The 18,864-nt window shown below is 33.3% G+C and carries 13 protein-coding genes; 8 read left to right on the forward strand and 5 right to left on the reverse strand.

Going from position 1 to position 18,864, the window contains the following annotated elements; all coding sequences use genetic code 11:
• Positions 1–131: 131 nt before the first annotated feature.
• Together argJ and rfbD are read left to right on the forward strand one after the other, a co-directional pair.
• The gene (gene argJ, locus HVN35_07845) at positions 132–1,325 is read left to right on the forward strand and encodes a bifunctional ornithine acetyltransferase/N-acetylglutamate synthase (protein NYB52452.1); all 1,194 of its coding nucleotides are present in this window, start codon (positions 132–134) and stop codon (positions 1,323–1,325) included.
• Positions 1,326–1,439: 114 nt separating this feature from the next.
• Positions 1,440–2,279: a dTDP-4-dehydrorhamnose reductase gene (rfbD, locus tag HVN35_07850; protein NYB52453.1), complete on the forward strand. Its 840-nt coding sequence runs from the start codon at positions 1,440–1,442 to the stop codon at positions 2,277–2,279.
• 245 nt (positions 2,280–2,524) lie between these two features.
• Here rfbD and HVN35_07855 read toward each other — a convergent pair whose 3' ends face one another.
• On the reverse strand, positions 2,525–3,760 hold the full coding sequence (locus tag HVN35_07855) for an LL-diaminopimelate aminotransferase (protein NYB52454.1): 1,236 nt from the start codon (positions 3,758–3,760) through the stop codon (positions 2,525–2,527).
• Positions 3,761–4,449: 689 nt separating this feature from the next.
• Here HVN35_07855 and HVN35_07860 point away from each other — a divergent pair.
• Entirely contained in the window at positions 4,450–5,874 is a 1,425-nt protein-coding gene (locus tag HVN35_07860) for a UDP-N-acetylmuramoyl-L-alanine--D-glutamate ligase (protein ID NYB52455.1), read from the forward strand.
• A gap of 168 nt (positions 5,875–6,042) precedes the next feature.
• Here the strand turns inward: HVN35_07860 and HVN35_07865 are convergent, their stop codons facing one another.
• The gene (locus HVN35_07865; GenBank protein ID NYB52456.1) at positions 6,043–7,425 is read right to left on the reverse strand and encodes an MFS transporter; all 1,383 of its coding nucleotides are present in this window, start codon (positions 7,423–7,425) and stop codon (positions 6,043–6,045) included.
• A gap of 397 nt (positions 7,426–7,822) precedes the next feature.
• Here HVN35_07865 and HVN35_07870 point away from each other — a divergent pair, with 397 nt between their 5' ends.
• Positions 7,823–9,985, forward strand: coding sequence for a HEAT repeat domain-containing protein (locus HVN35_07870; protein NYB52457.1), 2,163 nt, complete (start codon positions 7,823–7,825; stop codon positions 9,983–9,985).
• A gap of 57 nt (positions 9,986–10,042) precedes the next feature.
• Here HVN35_07870 and HVN35_07875 read toward each other — a convergent pair whose 3' ends face one another.
• Positions 10,043–11,542 carry an MBL fold metallo-hydrolase gene (locus HVN35_07875; GenBank protein ID NYB52458.1) on the reverse strand — a complete coding sequence of 500 codons (1,500 nt, stop codon included), beginning with the start codon at positions 11,540–11,542 and terminating at the stop codon, positions 10,043–10,045.
• 337 nt (positions 11,543–11,879) lie between these two features.
• On the opposite strand from HVN35_07875, the gene HVN35_07880 reads away from it, so the two are divergent.
• Positions 11,880–12,785 carry an HD domain-containing protein gene (locus HVN35_07880; protein NYB52459.1) on the forward strand — a complete coding sequence of 302 codons (906 nt, stop codon included), beginning with the start codon at positions 11,880–11,882 and terminating at the stop codon, positions 12,783–12,785.
• A gap of 957 nt (positions 12,786–13,742) precedes the next feature.
• On the opposite strand, the gene HVN35_07885 is transcribed toward HVN35_07880, so the two are convergent.
• Together HVN35_07885 and HVN35_07890 are read right to left on the reverse strand one after the other, a co-directional pair.
• On the reverse strand, positions 13,743–13,961 hold the full coding sequence (locus HVN35_07885) for a TIGR04165 family Cys-rich peptide (protein ID NYB52460.1): 219 nt from the start codon (positions 13,959–13,961) through the stop codon (positions 13,743–13,745).
• Positions 13,962–14,223: 262 nt separating this feature from the next.
• The gene (locus tag HVN35_07890) at positions 14,224–15,273 is read right to left on the reverse strand and encodes an agmatinase (GenBank protein ID NYB52461.1); all 1,050 of its coding nucleotides are present in this window, start codon (positions 15,271–15,273) and stop codon (positions 14,224–14,226) included.
• 699 nt (positions 15,274–15,972) lie between these two features.
• Here HVN35_07890 and HVN35_07895 point away from each other — a divergent pair.
• From HVN35_07895 to HVN35_07905, 3 genes are all read left to right on the forward strand, one after another.
• Positions 15,973–16,623, forward strand: a complete 651-nt coding sequence (locus HVN35_07895) for a peptidoglycan-binding protein (protein NYB52462.1) — start codon at positions 15,973–15,975, stop codon at positions 16,621–16,623.
• Positions 16,624–17,092: 469 nt separating this feature from the next.
• On the forward strand, positions 17,093–17,596 hold the full coding sequence (locus HVN35_07900; protein NYB52463.1) for an NUDIX domain-containing protein: 504 nt from the start codon (positions 17,093–17,095) through the stop codon (positions 17,594–17,596).
• 286 nt (positions 17,597–17,882) lie between these two features.
• A complete protein-coding gene (locus HVN35_07905; GenBank protein NYB52464.1) occupies positions 17,883–18,152 on the forward strand; it encodes a hypothetical protein in 270 nt (89 codons plus the stop codon).
• Positions 18,153–18,864 lie beyond the last annotated feature (712 nt).

The following is an 18,864-nucleotide window of genomic DNA, read 5'->3' on the forward strand; positions in this document are numbered from 1 at the left end:
TCGAGATTCTATAATCTGATGAATTTAAAGCCTATCGTAAGACTCCAAGTGATTTAATCACATTTTAAGAAATTAATGATATCACATACATTACAATAAAATTATAATAATATGATTTGGGCGGCATTCAAATGAAAAAAATTGATGGCGGAATATGTTCAGTTGAAAATGTTAAGGCAGCCGGTGCTTGTGAAGATAATTATGGAGTAGCAGTAATCCATTACCCTGGAAGTAATGCAGCAGCCGTGTTTACAAGCAACAAAGTTCAAGCTGCCCCAATTACCGTCACCAGAAAAGCTGTTGAAAATGGTAAAATCTCAGCAGTGGTTGCCAACAGCGGAAATGCCAATTGTTTCACTGGAAAAAAAGGAATTGAAGTTGCAGAATTAATGGCGTCTCAAGTTGCAGAAAGCCTCAACCTACCTCCAGAAGATGTGGCAGTTGCCTCCACAGGTATCATAGGTCGCCAGTTACCAGTAAATATTATCAGCGAACTCACCACCCAGGCACTACGCAGATTGGAAAACTCTGCTCAGGCCTCACGAAACGCTGCCGAAGCCATAATGACCACTGACACTTATCCTAAGGAATGCGCAGTAGAAACCACCCTAAAAAATGGAGAATCAATTAGAATCGGTGGAATAGCCAAAGGTTCGGGGATGATCGCACCGAACATGGGAACCATGCTGTCATTTATAGCAACAGATTTAGAAGCCAGCCCCTCCGAACTTCAGAAGGCCCTTAAAGAAGCCGTTGATAAAACATTCAACATGGTGATTGTTGACGGTGATGAAAGCACCAATGACGTGGTGGTATTAATGGCCAAACCAGGGAAAGGAAAAATCGATGAAAAATTCCAGACAGCCCTGGAATATCTCTGCGGAGATCTGGCTCGTATGATGGCCCATGATGGTGAAGGTGCCACCAAATTCATGCAAGTGGAAGTTGAGGGTGCTCTAACACAGCAAGATGCAAGAAGTGCTGCCAAGGCAATAGTGAAATCCCCCCTAGTTAAAACTGCACTTTTTGGGGCAGATCCGAATTGGGGACGTATAGTGGCTGCAGTAGGATACTCCGGAGCACGTATGGATGAAGATAAAATAAGTGTACGTCTGGAAGAAGGGGAAAGATTTGTTAAAATCGTTGACTGCGGAGAAATAAAGGCTTTTGACGGAACCGAAGAATTGGAACTGGCTGAAAGTATAATGGAACGGGAAGAAATAAAGATAATTGTAAATTTAGGACTTGGAAAATTCAAGGCAACTGCCTATGGTTGTGATCTTAGCTATGACTATGTACGCATAAATTCAGAATATTCCACCTAAACTATTAAAATCTAAACCCAAAACCATTTTAAAAGTTTTAAATATCCCTAAATTAACAAAAATACTGTTTCTGTGAAATAATAAGATTATTGTATAAAAATTAATAGTGGTAATATGAAAGTAATGATAATCGGGGCAGAAGGAATGTTAGGCCATGATTTAGAGGCTATATTCAAAATAGACCATGAAGTAGCCACTACCAACATTCAAACCCTGGACATCACTGACATCGATAAAACAATTAACACAGTTAAAGATTTAAATCCAGATGTAGTGGTGCATGCTGCAGCTTTTACCGATGTTGATGGTAGTGAATCAAAACCAGAACTCGCTTATCAAGTCAATGCCCTGGGAACAAGGAATGTTGTTGTGGCCTGCCAGGAATCCGGCAGTGCTCTGGTTTATATCTCTACAGATTATGTTTTTGACGGAACTAAAGACACTCCCTATCGTGAATACGACCAGACCAATCCACTGGGCATATACGCAAAAAGCAAACATCAGGGAGAATTATACATCCGTGATTTGTTAAACAAATTCTTCATAGTCAGAACATCATGGTTATATGGATATCATGGTCCCAATTTCGTTACTACCATGCTAAAACTGGCTGAGGAGATGGACAACATATCCGTGGTCAGTGATCAAATAGGATCCCCCACTTACACTGTGGATCTGGCTGAAGCCATTAAAATGCTAATCACTAAACCAGCTTATGGTATCTATCATATTACCAATAGTGAACACTGCTCATGGTATGAATATGCTCAGTTAATCTTTGAAAATGCAGGTGTTGAAGTACAATTGAATCCTGTTACAACTGAAGAATTTGGAAGTCCTGCACCACGCCCTAAATATTCTGTACTTGAAAATTACAACTGGAAAATGGAAGGATTTCCAGAACTCAGAAGTTACAAAGAAGCTTTATTGGACTATATGAAGTTGTTGAAGTAGTAAAACATGATTTATTATAAACATTCATTTTTATTTCATTCATTATTTTATTGTTAAATTTATGTTAAGATTATATCATCAATTTTTTTACCTTATAATCAAATTATCAAATGATTTTGATAAAAAATAGAAAAATAGGAATATGGAATTTCATTGATTTTTTTAGATTAGGTTTAACCATCGAAACTCCAACTAAACTCTTCTTTTCTAAAGAATGACTTATTTTCTCTAAAATTTCTTTTAATTTATAATGATAATTTGGAAATCCGTTCCATGGCTTCTTTTGTGTTTTCCAGGGTGTTGAAAGCTGTAAGTCTAAGATAACCTTCTCCACTGGGACCGAAACCCACACCAGGGGTGCCTACTATATGTGCTTCATTTAGTAGGAAGTCAAAAAATTGCCAGGAATCCATTTCATCCGGTGTTTTTATCCATATGTAGGGTGAATTGATTCCTCCATAAATTCTTAAACCGATAGAACTTAAACTCTCTCTAATAATAGATGCATTATTCATATAATATTCAATGGATTCTTTTATCTCTTTTTGACCTTTAGGGGAATAAACTGCACTGGCTGCTACCTGCACAGGGTAAGAAACACCATTGAATTTAGTTGTCTGGCGACGATTCCATAAACTGTTAAGTGAATGAGGATTGCCTCCAGCATCAAAGCCCACAAGTTCTTTAGGAACTACGGTATAAGCACAACGAGTGCCGGTGAATCCTGCATTTTTAGAAAAACTCCTAAATTCGATGGCAACTTCCCGGGCACCTTCAATTTCGTAGATGCTATGTGGTATGTTGTCTTCCTGGATGTATGCTTCGTACGCAGCGTCAAAGAGAATGATTGAATTATTTCTCGCAGCATAATCCACCCATTCTTTGAGTTGTTCATGGTTTAGTGTGGTTCCGGTAGGGTTGTTAGGGAAACATAAATAGATTAGGTCTACAGGGGTTTCCGGGAGTTCAGGTACAAAGCTGTTTTCTTCAGTGCAGGGGATGTAAACCAGTTTCTGGTAGCGCCCATCTTCTTGCATGGGCCCTGTTCGACCTGCCATCACATTGCTGTCAACATAGACTGGATAAACTGGATCTGTAACTGCTACAGTGTTATTAAGGCCAAATATTTCCTGAATATTACCTGTATCACATTTAGCTCCGTCACTGATGAATACTTCATCATGGGATAATTCAATACCACGAGTTCCATAATCGTGTTCTATAATTTTTTCAATTAAAAAGTCATAACCCTGTTCTGGTCCATAGCCTCGGAAAGATTCACTTTTACCCATTTCATGGACAGCTTCCTGAAATTTTTCAATCACTGCTTCAGGTAAAGGACGTGTAACATCACCGATCCCCATACGTATAATACGGGCATCAGGGTTTTCTTTTTGGTATTTTTCAACTCTATGGTTGATTTCAGAAAATATATAGTTGCTTTGAAGCAACAAGTAGTTTTCATTGATTTGAACTGCCATAAGATTTGCACTCCTTTTTTAATGGTATAAAAATATTTGCTGAGAAAAATGTTTTGTTGATACATTTTCTAGATACAAATATTCACAATTCTAAATTTTTTACAATCTATTTTATGTCTTCATAAGTTTTAAACTTCATTTGTAATATCATTTTCAATATCGTATAATTCAATTTAATATAGAATTAGAAATAGAATTAGAAACAGTTATCCGCACAATCTTATTTTTAAGATTGATAATATTTCCATAGGCTTTTTCATCATCTAATACTAATCATTATTTTCTATAAATCCTTTAACGTATTGAATAATATTTTTTAACAAAAGTTCGTCGAATTTATAAGCTTTGAAATACAATTAGAGGTTAAATAATTTTTCAATGATGTTATCCTTTTTATAAAGTTCACTAGCATTATTACCAATATTTTTAAAATTTATTGTTAATTTATTAATTAGGAATACAAAACAATCATTAACTAAAAATCATAATTTAAAAATAATAATTTATATTCTTGATATTGTTGGTATATTCATAGCTTTCATTAGGTTGGATTAAATTTATTAAGATATGATAAATTTAATCAAAATTTAGTAAATATTTACAGTTCAGGTTATTTAATCTAATATCTTAATCTAACTTTGAACTTTTCATAAGTATAAAAATTTTAAATTAATCGTGGTGACTTAAATATGAAGTGTGTGGTGATTGGAGCAGGTAATGCAGGGAGGCCAGCTGCCAGAATTCTAAATTACGCAGGTCATAATGTGCAGATAACTGATCAAAAGAAGTTGGAGGAATTTCCAGATGCTGTGCAGAATACTCTGAAAAAGATGGAGGAAGAAGGTGTTTGCCTTCATCTGGGAAGTGATAATCCGGCTAATATTGAAGATGTAGATGCAGTTTATATATCTCCTAATATCCCTAAGGATTCCCCGGTGAGACATCATTTAGTTAGTAATGAACTAAAGTTACTCATTAACCAGGATATAGCTAACATATTAGACAGTGCAATTAACATGGATGTTATTGGAGTTACTGGAACCCTGGGAAAGACCAGCACCACTCATATTATCTCTGAAATATTCGAAAACGCAGGTTATAATGTATGGACTTGTTCATCACTTTCTGGAAATCTTCTCAGCGAAGTTATAGTAGAGGGAATAATTGAAGGCGATCATCTTAAAAGCGATTTGGCTGTATTGGAATTACCCCATGGTACCATCAGATTACTCTCTGAACTCAACCTTAAGGTGGGACTGATAACCAACATTTTTTCTGATCATTTATCGGAATTTGATGGATCAGTGGAAAAGTATGCTCAGAGAAAGCTAATGATCACTGATTCCAGTGATGTTCTAATTTCAAATGTACAATGTAGAGATATATTGAAATCACATAATAAATTACATAAAAATACCATATTCTATGGAGTGGATAACAGTTCATGTGATGTATCAGGTTCAATTCATAATGGAATCATTGGAATCCAATACAAATTAAAAGGTCGTGAAGGAGAATTTAAATCTGAATTCAATCTCCGCGGATACTATTTTGAAAACACGGTGGCAGCTGTGGCAGTGGCTTTAGCTTACGGATTAAAAATAGAATCTATAGAGAATGCTTTAAGTAAAATCAAAGGTATCCCTGGTCGTCTTGAATATATAGGTGATTATGCAGGCCGTGAAGTTCATTTCGATGCAGCATTTGTTCCTGAAGGTATTATTTCCACCTTAGAACAGTTTACCAGGCCTCAAAAATCAAATTTGATTATTTTAATAGACAATCCTGACAGCACCAATCCACGGGACAAGTTTGAAATTGGTAAAGTTTTAGGAGAATATGCCCAGGTAATCATTGCCAGTGGATTTAATGAAACTACCAAGATCCTGGACATGAAATCAGCCCATGAACTCTTAGAGGGGGCTCGAGATTCAGATGCTCTTAAGATAGCAGTGGAAGATATGTTCACTGCCGGGGAAATGTCCATTAAACACTCCAAACCTGGGGATATTATTCTTCACATTGGACCTGGAGCTATAACCAACTATGATAATCTGAAATCCAAAATGATGAGAGGAATAAAGGCTGGATGCAAAAAATATACCAATAGTTGAATATAACTAATAAAAATTTAAATAAAAATTTACATTAAATCTATTATATAAATCAAAAAAATCTAAAAGTGGTTTTTTTGGGAATTAATTTTTTAATATTTATTTCTTATCTAATTTGTTTATACCTAATATCTGTGTAGATATAATGTTGAGTTTTTTATAAAAAAATTAAGACATATTATTATCCTTCATTGTTAATAGTTGTTCAGAGCGACTTTTAAGCCCCAATGTTAGAATCATCATTCCAATGGCTAAAAAAGCGATTAAGATATAGGCAGTTTCATACCCAATTAATTTACCTCCTTGAGAACCTATCACTGCACCAATAAGAGCTCCACCCACTAATTGACCCGCACTGGCATTGAAGTTTATAAGTGCCTGTCCAGCTGCACGTTTGTTAGGAGGGGTTTCAGTTAGCATTATGTAACGAAGTGGTGATCCAATTACAGTACCCAAACCTAGTCCAATTACAACTCCTGAGATTATGAATAGGTAGAAATCTGTGGAAAAGAAGCTTAACATAAAAAGACCAGCTATCAGGACTAAAGTCCCTGCAAACATCACAATTTTGGTGCCAAATTTATCCAACAACCTTCCTACAACTGGTGCACTAATTCCTAATGCCAAGACAAGGGGTATCACCATTAAACTTGCACTGGATGTGGATAATGACAGTGCTATGACTGCTAAGGCGGGCATGAATACAATGGCAGTTTGACACAATCCAGTTCCAATTGCGATACTGGTGGCTATCTTAACTTCTCGACTCTTATAGAGATCAATCTCTACCACAGGATCAGGAGATTTTCCTTCGATTTTTATCAGAATCGGTAGTAATAACACTGCTAAGAATAAAAATGGCCATACATAAAGTGAAAATATGCTATTTGCGAAATTATTGGTGTCTATTTGATTAACACCAAATGCCAGGGATCCCACCAGAATTGAGAAAGTCGCTGTGCCTAACCAGTCGAAATGAACATCCTTCCTGCCTTGAGATGGTGGCAATATGTAAAAGCTAAGTGAAATAATCAAAGCAGCTATAGGGAGGTTAATAATGAAAAGCCACTGCCAACCAAAATTCAACAGTAGTGCTCCTAATAATGGTCCTAAAATTCCAGATAAACCCCAGACTGAACCTATAATTCCCAGAGCCCCACCTCTTTTTTCAGGGGGAAAAGTATCTCCAATAAAAGCACTGGCAACAGGGAAGATTCCTCCAGCCCCTAAACCCTGAACAGCCCTACCCAGAAGTAACTGTTCAAAAGAAACTGATGTAAAGGTAATCGCTGAACCTAAAGCAAATATGAAAACATCCAAAACATAGAGATTTCTTCTCCCATAAATATCAGATAATTTAGCCATTAAAGGCGTTCCAATCATGAAAAATAAAATGTAAATAGCAAATACCCAAGACAATATCCGCTCATTAACTGTGAACTGTTCCTGAATGGCAGTCAGTGCTGGACCAACTATTCCAATATCCAGTGATCCCATAAAAACGCCAATAAAAATGAGAATTAAAATTCTATTCCTAGCTCCATGTTCCATAGATTTAATTCTAACCATTAACTTAAAAAAGGTATCAGATCAAATCTGTACTAACAGATTGAATTATTATAAAATGATTGATAATCAATAAGATAAGTTTAAGTTAAGTTTAAGCTTTATTCAAAAAACTGCAAAATATTATCACTATATTATCCCTAATTTTTTCTACTAATATTAGATTATTACAATGAAGTGAAATTTGGAAATATATCAATTTATATCATAAAAAATCGGTTCTTTGTAAGATGCTTGGGAAGAACTATTGCAAAACTTCATATACTCCTAAAGAAAATTTTTTTAAAATGTTTACATAAATGTTTACACATATATACATACAAATTTTTACATACATTATCACAATTCATTATATACTAATGTGTTTATTTTTGGTGAAAATATGGGCTATTTGATTTGTCTACGATGTGGAGGTTACTATAAACTTCGGGAGGGAGAGTCAGCCGAAGATTTTGTATCATGTGAATGTTATGGTCCTTTAAAATATGTTGATGATTTAGAAGACTTTTTAAAATCCAAAAAAAAACTTAACAAAAAGTCATACTCCAGTGAGGATTTTATAGATGTTAAAAAAGAGAATACTGTTGAAGATAATGGATTCACTGAGGATATTTCACCTTCTAATGAAATAAACACTGCTGAACCTAAAAAATCATATGATGCTGATAGAATAGATGGAAATAAATCATTGGAAGAAGAGTTAGAGATAGACAGAGAATCTCATGGTATGGGAAATAGGGAGTTAGATGAGTATTATAAGCTGGAGGATACTTCAAAATTTAATGAGAGTATAGAGTATGAGAAAGCAGACGAGTCCCTTGAGAGTACTGCTCCTGAACAGATTATAGAAAAATTTGAAGAATCGAAACCTACTAGAAGTGATATGAAAGATGATTGTGATGAAAATGAAGTTAAATCTGCAGTTAATTCAATTTCAATCTATCAAATTAAAGGTTCTCCTGTTAAAAACAGAGCATACTATCGACAGAGTTATTATGGTTCTGCAAAGCCTGATATAAATAAATACAAAAAGATTAAAGATGTTGATAGTTTAATAAGAGCTCTGAAATATCCTGATGAAAAAATAAAACAGGATGCTGTTCAGGCGCTAGGCGTGCTAGCAGATCAAAGGGCTCTGAAACCATTGGAAGAGTTTCTTAAAGAAGAAACTTCAACTCTGAAGATGTATGCTGAAATTGCTATAAATCAGATTAAATCCAAAAAAAATGGATTTAAATCGAAAAATAGAAATTATTATCGAAATAGAAATTATTCTAAAAAATTCGAATCCTCTAAAAAGGAGAAGATTGAAGAATCTATAAATAGAGGTGGAAAGGAAGATTCAAAGATAGATGTTGTTACTCAAATCTCTAATCAAAGTGAATTATTTGATAAGAAAATCCCTGAAACTTCTATAAAATCCAAAGATCAATCAGATGCAAAAATTAATACTAAAGAAATTTCTCAAATAGAAATCTCTGAATCTGAAACTACTCCAGATTATAGTATTAAAACAGATAAAATTAAATCCAAAAATACTCCTCATGAAACAGATATTTACAAAACAGATATTAGTACAGGGGAAAGAGTTAATGAGGAAAAATCCTTTGGATCGGATAGTAGTCAGAGTAGAGATTCCTTGAAGGGTTCTTCTGATACCATTCAAATAACACAAAATGCAGATACCGGTTCTGCGGGTCTTCCTACCAATTCACATGAGGAAATTGAGGATAGTGATATATTACCAAGTTTCACACCTGATTCTTCAGCAATAGACCATGATTCAGTTGAAGTGGACAACGAGGATGATTCCTTAGGTGTTAGTTCGAGAATAAGAGTGGGTTCTGAGGATGCTTATCCAGATTCTGAGATTAGTGAGGATTATGTTTCTGACAATAAATCTTTAGAAAGTGTCCCGGGAGGGAAAACACTTTCTAAGAATACCTATCTAGGGCGTAACATCCAGAAGGATATGACAAATGATAATCTCTCAGTTGAAAAACAAGCTAAACCAGTAGCTAAACCCCCATTAGAAGATAAAGCTTCTTCTAAATCTCAATCTGATATAAATCAATCTGATATTAATATGGCTGATGTTACTGAAACTCTAAATAAACATAATCATTCAACACAAATTCCATCAGAACTTACTCAATCTAAACTAAGCGGTTTCTATGAGGATAAAAGTATAAAGACAGATAATGGAAAAACAATTAAAATCAGAGAAGATTTTTATGATTATAAAGAACTGAAAGAAGAATTCAAAGTTGATAAAAATTTAAAAAACACCTCTCTTATGGAAAATAGTGAGTCTGCTGAAGATTCCATTAATTCCAAGAAAGTCCTAAAAACAAAACAGAGTTCTAAGATTCCGTCGCATTCTAAAACTTCAAAAAAATCTGATGCTGATGATAATGCTGATGATATTTATTTCATAAAATGGTTGGGGATAAAAAACAGTGACAAGTCTTTAATAGGACTTATCATCCTTTTTGCTTTATCTTTGTTAATAGGAGTGGTCTTTACAATGTATTCCAAAACCTAACAAAACAGATCCCATTAACAAAGTCTGATAAGTAATTATATCTTTTAATATATCTTTTTAATCTAGTTTATCACTTAAAACAGGATATTTTACTTTAATACCATTGTTTTCAAGTTCTTTGAATTTATTTTTGTGGAGGGTGTGAACTGGATACACAATTTCTGGATTTATGTCTCGAATCATGTCTAATATCTCAACACCATTGGCATGACCAGATGCATGGAAGCCCTTATTTAAAAGAGGTAAGTTGAATAACTCTAACCATTTACGAACCTTCTCTTCATTTATTTCCATCTGCTCATCAAAGGGTTCAGTACTGGACTTAATATATATACCCTCTTTAGGTTTTATATCAATTAATTCTTTTAACTCAAAAAAATCGCATCTGAAAATATAATCCTGAGGGTCTTCTTTGAGATCCTGAAAAGTGACAATATTCTCATCTGTTAGAAATTCCCTTTCCCACTTTTTATAATCCCTTAATGATTCATCATCTTGAATATCTTCAGAACTTAACCATTCTCCCTCAACACAAGCATATCTTCTCTCTCCCAAAAGACCCCATCCCTTACGAGGTTTGTAAATCATCACATCAGATAATTTAGGATACTCACCATGGTTTTCCTGGAAAAGTTTTAAAATATAAGCCTGTTTAAGACTTACCACCAGTTCACGATTGGTATCCTGAGCCACCTTGTAAAAGGTTATGAGCCTGTCCAGGTCTCGCACTGGATAATTAACAACCACCAAACCTTTGCAGTTATCCACTTCCTTAACAGCTCTTTTCTCAATGTCAATTTCATTCACATTATCCCCACTGTCAATACGGGTTCCTTCACTGATCAAAACGGTGGGTTTTGATTTTTTGGCTTCTTTCACAAATTTATGAGTTAAATGCGGTTTACGTCCATGGAAACGAAGATCACCTGTGTAAACAATAGTATCATCCTCATTTTCACATATAAAAGCTGAAGCTCCAGGTAGTGAATGATCAACTGGAGCTGATTTGATAGAGAAGTCTCCGATATTGAAGGCTTTGTAAGGTTCCATTATTTGTATTTCGCGTTCAACACGGACACCTCTGCTCCTTCTATACCCTCCACCCTTTTTTTTTGGTTCAAGATAAAAAGATTTATTTAAATGTAGATATTCTGAGAAAGGTGCAGCACCAGTATCCTCAAGAGCCTTTAAAATTAGAAAGGATTCATGGGAAAGATACAGGGGAATGTCTTCACGTAAATGATGAACATAAGCTACATGATCCACATGAGAGTGGCTTATGAGAACACCCCCAACTGAAGCTTTATCCGGGTAAGATAAACCTACATGTCTCAAGTAATCCTCTCGATAGATCCCTTTTATGCAGGGCAATAAACCCAGTGTGAAAAAATCTAGAATACCATTACCTTTACGGGGTTGTAAAAATTCAGATAAATAATCATTGGCTCGTGAGAATCCCATTCCAAAATCCAATAAGAAAGAAGCGTTTTCATCTTTTACTCTGATTTTGTTTCCACCAATTTCATCCACCCCACCAAAAAAGTCAATACCAGTCAACAAATGCCTCCATGGGATTAATAATTAAATACCATTTTTTTGAATTTTTTTAAACCTGGAAAAGATCATTGATAGTTAATATTTATTGGTAGTAATATCTCTACCTTGAACTATAAAGGATCATTCCCATCTTAAATTATTTCCATCTCAAATCAAAAATAGAATACAATTATAGAATACAATTAATATTTGATCAATTAAAGATTTAATAATGTTTGTTCAAGGATTAAGATTAATCTTATGGATAAATGGATTAAGTAATTAGTTTATCGGTTGTAAAGTTTTGAAACCTTTTCAATTGCACAATTGATTGTTGATTGTCTCAGGAGAATAATAAATGTTCAAAAAGGAAGAAGAAGATTTCATAGAGAATTTAAAATCATCCCGACGAATAAAAGCATCATTTGTAGTTGCCAGTAAAACCATTAAAACTGCTAGAAATGGGAAAGACTATATTGAGCTAAGGCTCACTGATAAAACTGGAGAAATAATCGCTCGCATGTTCACCAACAATAATGCATCTGAGATTTATGAAAATATTCATGAAAAAAATATCTATAACATAATCGGCAGTGTTGATGAGTTTCCTCGCAATTCTGGAAAGTTCAGTATTAAAGTAGATGGTTTTAAGTTGCTTGGTGAAGATGAATATGATATTGATGATTTTGCCAGAACTTCTGGTAAAGATCAGGAAGAATTACTCCATGAGATCTACACCACTATCCATGAAATGGATAATAATGATTTGAAAAATCTTCTAGAAGCATTCTTCAATGATGAAAAATTCACTGAAGATTTTTGCAATGCACCCTCAGCAAAAATCCACCACCATAACTATCTGGGAGGATTATTGGAGCACACGGTTGAAGTTCTCACTATCTGCAGAACTGTTTGTGAAATATTTCCGCGATTGAACTCAGATTTATTATACACAGGCGCCATACTCCATGATGTGGGGAAAATGAAGAATTATGATTATGATTTAATTTCTATTGATATATCCGAGGAAGGTAAACTCCTGGATCATCTCTTCATATCATGTGACATGGTAAAAGAAAAAATGCAGTTAATCGGAACCCCAGAAGACATTCAATTACAGGTTTTACATTTAATTTTAAGTCATCATGGTGATGTTCAAAATGGTTGGGGATCCCCAGTGAATCCTAAAACTCCAGAAGCTGTGGCCTTGCACTATGCAGATAATCTAGATGCAAAAGTTAAAGGTATCCTGCAAAGATTATAGAAATCAGAAAAAAGACAATGATTAGGGGGGAGATATAAACAGTGATAATATGAACAAAAATGATTGATAATAACAAATGAATTTATAATACAAATGATAAGGTTTTCTTGTAAGATATTATTTGGAATAAGATGCTTTTCAAGGAAATATGACAAAGAAATAAGGATAAATGATTTATTTAAAGTCTATTCATTCAAATTTTACTAATCAATCTAATAAGTTTATATTTATCCATTAATACTTTTATTGGAGATAACCGGCGGTTTAGTTTATGATTTGTGTAATTACGATTTGTGTAAAATAAGATTATTCATATTAGGAAATCTTTACCACATAAATTAAATTATAGCCTTAAGTTTTAGTGTTTTCTTTTTTGTATGATTATTACTTATATTTTAATTTCAATTCGAAAAGTTTTTCTTCGATCAAATCATCAAAAAACCTTTCAACATCTTCTTTATCCATAAAATCATACATGGTATAATCAATGGCCATTATCCACCCGCCTTCATATTACATCCAATAAACAATATTGTGCTCTTATGAACATATAAAGTTTATGAATTTCATGTAGTGGGTATTATAATTGTAATTCATTTTACTCGAATCATTTTCTTTAAATTTTTTTATATTAATACAACAGTTCGATTTCTATTTATCAAGATTATAAATAATGTAGTTATAAAGTGTCTTTAGAAAAAACAAGACTCAATAATATTATTTTAATACAATATAAGATATTAATTGTATTTTCTTATTAGAAAGATTAATCTTCTTTTATATTTTAATCTATGTAGTAATTTTTTATAAAAAAATTCATAAAAATAATAGATTTGAAAATAGGAAATTCATCAAGTAGATTTGTTAAAGTTACCATAATTACCTTAATATTCGAGGTATTTTGTAATTATTTCAAAAATAATTTGGTAATTTGAAGTCCAAGCTATTTCTTATCCATTAGATTTGAATTTTCTTAACTTCCTGTTTTAGTTTTCGGTTTTTACAGTACTCGAACACATGACCACATTCACTGCAGCGTATTACACCAACAACTCCATCAGGTATATGGGGTATGTAGCATATATCGACAGCTGTTTCTTTATTTTTTGTTTGAGATATGCTTTTATCTTTACAACCACATTTAGGGCATTCCATGTTTAAATCTTCGGTTTTCATTACAAACACCACTCTACTTATTTTAATATCAATAATCTTTTTAACTGGATGTATGGGTAAATTTGAGGATTGAAGAATTTTTTATGGCAAACGATAGGTTCGTATTGGTTCGTCTATCCCCGAACGTAAGTTATTATGCGAACTAATATAAATACTTTGTTGTGTGGGAATGATTTTTTAAATCCGTTGTAATATTAATAAGGAATGAAAAATTATTTTTAACAATAATCTCACGAATTGTTCTTATTAGATTCTAATTAGATTAACATCCATTTTTCTTTTTCTTAGAAGCAATAGAATCTGCCACTACACACAGGATTTCAAACATCATGAATGCACTAGTCATTGCAGTGACTCCATTAGGACCATCAAGAGGGGGTGCAAGTTCCATAACATCTCCTCCTACTAGATTTGCTCCTTGAAGTCCTCTGATAATCTGTTGCATTTCAAATGTAGTCAAACCTCCTGGTGTAGGTAGTTCAGTTGCCGGTGCATAGGCTGGATCAAGAGCATCAATATCAATGGTTATGTAGGTAGGTCCCTTACCAATGACTCTTCTAACTTCATCAATGACCTTGGAAACACCCATTTGGTGGAATTCTTCAATATGCAATACTCTCATTCCAGTTTCATAAGAATAATCCCATAAAGGCTCCATAGAACCTCGAATACCTATCTGAACAGTTCTACGGGGATCTAGAACACCTTCCTCTACAGCATGGTAAAGGATACTGGCACTGGAATTTTTACCTCCGTTAATTGCTTTGGCAGTATCACAATGGGCATCAAAATGCACCAGACCAACTGGTTTTTCTTCACCAATAGCCTTTAATATGGGATAGGTGCCTGAATGATCACCACCTGCTGTTATGGGGGATGCTCCATCATCCCAAATCTCTTTGTAAAATTCTTCCGTATCTTTGTTAATCTCTTCAATAGAATAAGAATTTTTTAAAGGAACATCACCCACATCTGCCACTCTACAAATATCAAAAGGTATAATTCCATTGTAATGGTTCATATAACCTCCAGTGTAACTGGATTTATCTCTAATGGCTCTGGGGCCCATACGTGCACCGGGAACACCTGATGCCAGATCTACAGGGTATCCTGCAAGAGCTATATCAAGTTCTGCAAAATACTGGCAGGATTTGGTCCTCCAAAATGTGGGAATGCCAGAATAAACTGGAGCAAACATTTGTTCATTACCGCTTTCATACATTTTTTGAACAAAGTTGCGATATTTATCATTATTAAAAATATCAATAAGATTGGAATTCTCAGGATTTTCATTATTGATATCTTTTTCCATATTAAAACTCCTTTATGAGGTATAAATTCCATTATTTGCCATGTATATGTTTTTTTTATGTAGTTTCACATCAATATAAGCATTCCAACATGAATTGTGACATTACTCACAAAACCTTTTTTAAGATCTTTTGTTAATATCCATCTATTTTCAGATATTATTTGTTATACTGGTACAACAAAATGTCTAAAAATTCATTTTTGTTTACCTTGAATTCAAGAAATGATAAAAAAATATTAAATACAAATTTAAAGAAGAAATATTTACTTAAATATGAAAATAAGTACTTATAATTGTTTTAAATTTGTATTAAAGGCATATATTGGTTTTTTACATATCAATGGGGTGCAGCGGTTTTAAGGTTATAATCCACCAGTTATCAGCTTAGTAAAAAAGCGAAGGCAATGTTCTTTTTTTCAAATTAGGCAATGATTTAGTGATATTTAATGGATTTAAACCTCTGCTGGTCTTTTCTAATTAACAGTAAATTAAAAACTTCTAAAAAAGCTTTAATTAAAAATACAAGCTTAAAATAGCTGTAAAAAATGAAAATAAACCGAAAGATTTATATATCATGATTAATGAAGTTGTGGTGTTAAAAAAGTCCTAAATCATTTATTTTAAGATTTAGGACACGGAGGCGATAAAATTAGGCGAAAATTCACACAAGCAATAGCATTTGTATTGTGTGCACTTTTCATGGTCATCCCTTCAGTGGGAGCCGTGGAAAGTTCAAATACTGAAAACACGGTCGTGACAAACGCAAATACAGACCAAGATTTGAAATTAGGAATGACTGGAGATAAAGTCACCCAACTGCAGATATGGTTACAAACTCAGGGATTTTACAAGGGTAAAATTGATGGTGAGTTTGGAAACTGCACTGAACAAGCAGTCAAAGCATTCCAGCAGTACGTTGGAATAAAAGAAGACGGTATTGTGGGAAAAATATCCCGCCAGTACATGGATGATCTAGTCAATGGAAATATCCAAGCATCTGGTGAGGGCACCGCAACCAGCTCATACAGCAAATCTGGAAGTTCAACTACCAAAGCATCATATGGAACCAGCAAATCCTATTCCAGCTCCTACAGATCTACTAGCAGTGGATGGAGCAGTGGTAAAGGTACAGGTGATTGTTGGGAAAATAGTTATGTTTTGTACAATGAACTTACAGCATCCGGTCAAAAAGCAAGAATCGTACAGTACGCCAACAGTTATGTCTCAAACCACCGATCTGTTCAAGTATATTCAAACGGTGAATGGGTGGATTACGACTACAAAGGCAATGGATATTCAAATCGATACTACGCTCAAAGCAGTAAACCTGGAATGACCGTTATCCAGTAGGAGCCTAATGAAGGTTAAATAAAGATGGAACCAATAACTCCATCTTTCTTTTTATTTTTTTAATCTAACAATGAAACTTGAGTGAAATTTTAATCTTCAAACATCTTTGCGGATTTTATTCTAGCATTTTTTAAGATTTTTTATTTAATGAAGATCAGCTAAATTAACACTTTAAATGAAATTCATGCACCAATCAAGTGTTAATGCGAATACCATTTTAATAATCATATTTAATGATTATACTGATTTTTAGAGCTTAAGGCAGAAATTGATAATCATTAATGATTATAATGAATAAATCTCAAGGAATAGATTCTTAGAATCTCAAATCATTGATAACTAAAAAAACTTGAGAAATTTATAGTTCTTCACCAGCGGATTTTGAGAATTATGAATAAGAAGAAAATATTAAAAAACTATAAATCATAATTAGGAATGTTTATGTAGCTATCTAAAATAGGAAAAAACCATGATTGACTATATCTTTGGCCTTTCTGTACGCGTTTTATTGACAAATGATGATGGAAAAGTTCTCATTTTAAAAAGATCTACTGATTCAAAGACTAATCCTGGTAAATGGGAGCTTCCAGGTGGAAAAGTTGACCAGGGCGAATCCTTCGATCATGCACTAGTTAGGGAAGTATATGAAGAAACTAAACTCAAAATCTCTCTGGAACATGTTGTAGGTGTGACTGAGCAGAATTTAAAGGTCATAAGAGCAGTGCATATCATAATGTCCGGTAAGATCATTGAAGGCAACCTCACTCTCAGCAAGGAACACGAAGGTTATGCTTGGGTATTTTTAGAAAACCTGGATGAATATGAACTTGCAGACTGGTTACAAGATTTTATAACCAACCAAAAAACTTCAACCACGTCTGATGTTAATGAAAGCAAAAACATACTATCAGAAACGGTTAAACCATGGTTGAAGTCTTTGCAAACATCCATGGATAAAATTATTAAAAAATAATTCAAGTACCATTAAATGATGGTTATAAAACAATATTCAATCTACTAATACAATATTCAATCTACTAATATTTCAGTGGAATATTAACAAATTTAACTAATTTTAATTGTCTGAATTTTCAGTATTTAAATAAAATCAAATGAAAACATATAAACCACTAAAAATATGATAATCTTTTAATAAATCATATTTGATTTGGTGTGAAAAGAAATATTACAATTTCTTATTAATTGGAATCTGGTGTATTAATAGTGGTGTATTATCGAAGTTGAGGGGTGAATGTTTCGTGAATTTAGAAGAACTAATCGCTGAGCGGAATTACATACTGGGTGAACTGAAAGCATATGAAGACCTCCAGATAGCCTTAGAGAAAATCAAAAGGTTTAACATGGAGAACTTCACCGAAACCACAATAAAAGTATATGATACAAGTAATGAACCTGATCTGGAAGAAATAACTGAATCTGTGGTGGCCACTAAAATTGATGAATTGACAGATTATCTCTTAAAATTGTCGGAAAACATAAACAGAATAAAATTAGGTGATGATTCCTAAATAGATTGGATAAATGTAATAGATTATCTAAGAATCAATAGTTTAATTCTTTTTTTAACATTATTTATTCTCATTTTTTACTACTAAGAGCTTATCGCCTGATCTTATCATAATCCCAAGTAAAAATATTATTAAAAATCTTTTATTACAAATCACATTAAACATCTTGCAAATATAAATTAACACCAAATATTACCTTGATTGCTGGAAAAGACTTTATAATCATCTAAATTATATAAATTTAGAAAAGACCTTATTTTTGCCAATTAACACTTTCCAGATTTATTCAATTATTTAAGGGCTGATTCATGGCTATTTTATCATTATAAGGAATATTATCTATTTAGTTTTAAACAATTGAATATTGCCTTTTTCTCTAAATAAAGAAAATATATGGCTAGTTTACTAAAAATAATAAAGAAAGATGATTATCCATAATCAGTATGATCTAAAACCTCTAAATTTGCTTTAAATTAAAAAAAAAGCTCATATAACTTGTTTTTTCACGATTTTTTTCGAAACCTTTATATAGAACATCTTATCCAAAAAATTGTAACCAAAAAAATGTCCCTTAAAAGTTTTTTAGGGACACGGAGGCGGTATAATTAAGCGAGTGAAGCGAAACTTTACCTACGCAGTAGTTTGTATGCTGTGTTTGGTTGTTGCTGCGGTGCCTATTTCGGGTGCTGTGGGTGACGAGAAAACTGATGTG

It is taken from the genome of Methanobacteriaceae archaeon, from assembly GCA_013403005.1.
Lineage (GTDB): Archaea > Methanobacteriota > Methanobacteria > Methanobacteriales > Methanobacteriaceae > Methanobacterium.

What these genes read in the sequence shown, in the direction of transcription:
- HVN35_07880 (NYB52459.1), top strand. Translation starts at nt 11,880, where the DNA reads ATGTTCAAAAAGGAAGAAGAAGATTTCATAGAGAATTTAAAATCATCC.
- HVN35_07885 (NYB52460.1), bottom strand. Translation starts at nt 13,961, where the DNA reads ATGAAAACCGAAGATTTAAACATGGAATGCCCTAAATGTGGTTGTAAA.
- HVN35_07855 (NYB52454.1), bottom strand. Translation starts at nt 3,760, where the DNA reads ATGGCAGTTCAAATCAATGAAAACTACTTGTTGCTTCAAAGCAACTAT.
- argJ (NYB52452.1), top strand. Translation starts at nt 132, where the DNA reads ATGAAAAAAATTGATGGCGGAATATGTTCAGTTGAAAATGTTAAGGCA.
- rfbD (NYB52453.1), top strand. Translation starts at nt 1,440, where the DNA reads ATGAAAGTAATGATAATCGGGGCAGAAGGAATGTTAGGCCATGATTTA.
- HVN35_07865 (NYB52456.1), bottom strand. Translation starts at nt 7,425, where the DNA reads ATGGAACATGGAGCTAGGAATAGAATTTTAATTCTCATTTTTATTGGC.
- HVN35_07895 (NYB52462.1), top strand. Translation starts at nt 15,973, where the DNA reads ATGGTCATCCCTTCAGTGGGAGCCGTGGAAAGTTCAAATACTGAAAAC.
- HVN35_07900 (NYB52463.1), top strand. Translation starts at nt 17,093, where the DNA reads ATGATTGACTATATCTTTGGCCTTTCTGTACGCGTTTTATTGACAAAT.
- HVN35_07860 (NYB52455.1), top strand. Translation starts at nt 4,450, where the DNA reads ATGAAGTGTGTGGTGATTGGAGCAGGTAATGCAGGGAGGCCAGCTGCC.
- HVN35_07890 (NYB52461.1), bottom strand. Translation starts at nt 15,273, where the DNA reads ATGGAAAAAGATATCAATAATGAAAATCCTGAGAATTCCAATCTTATT.
- HVN35_07870 (NYB52457.1), top strand. Translation starts at nt 7,823, where the DNA reads ATGGGCTATTTGATTTGTCTACGATGTGGAGGTTACTATAAACTTCGG.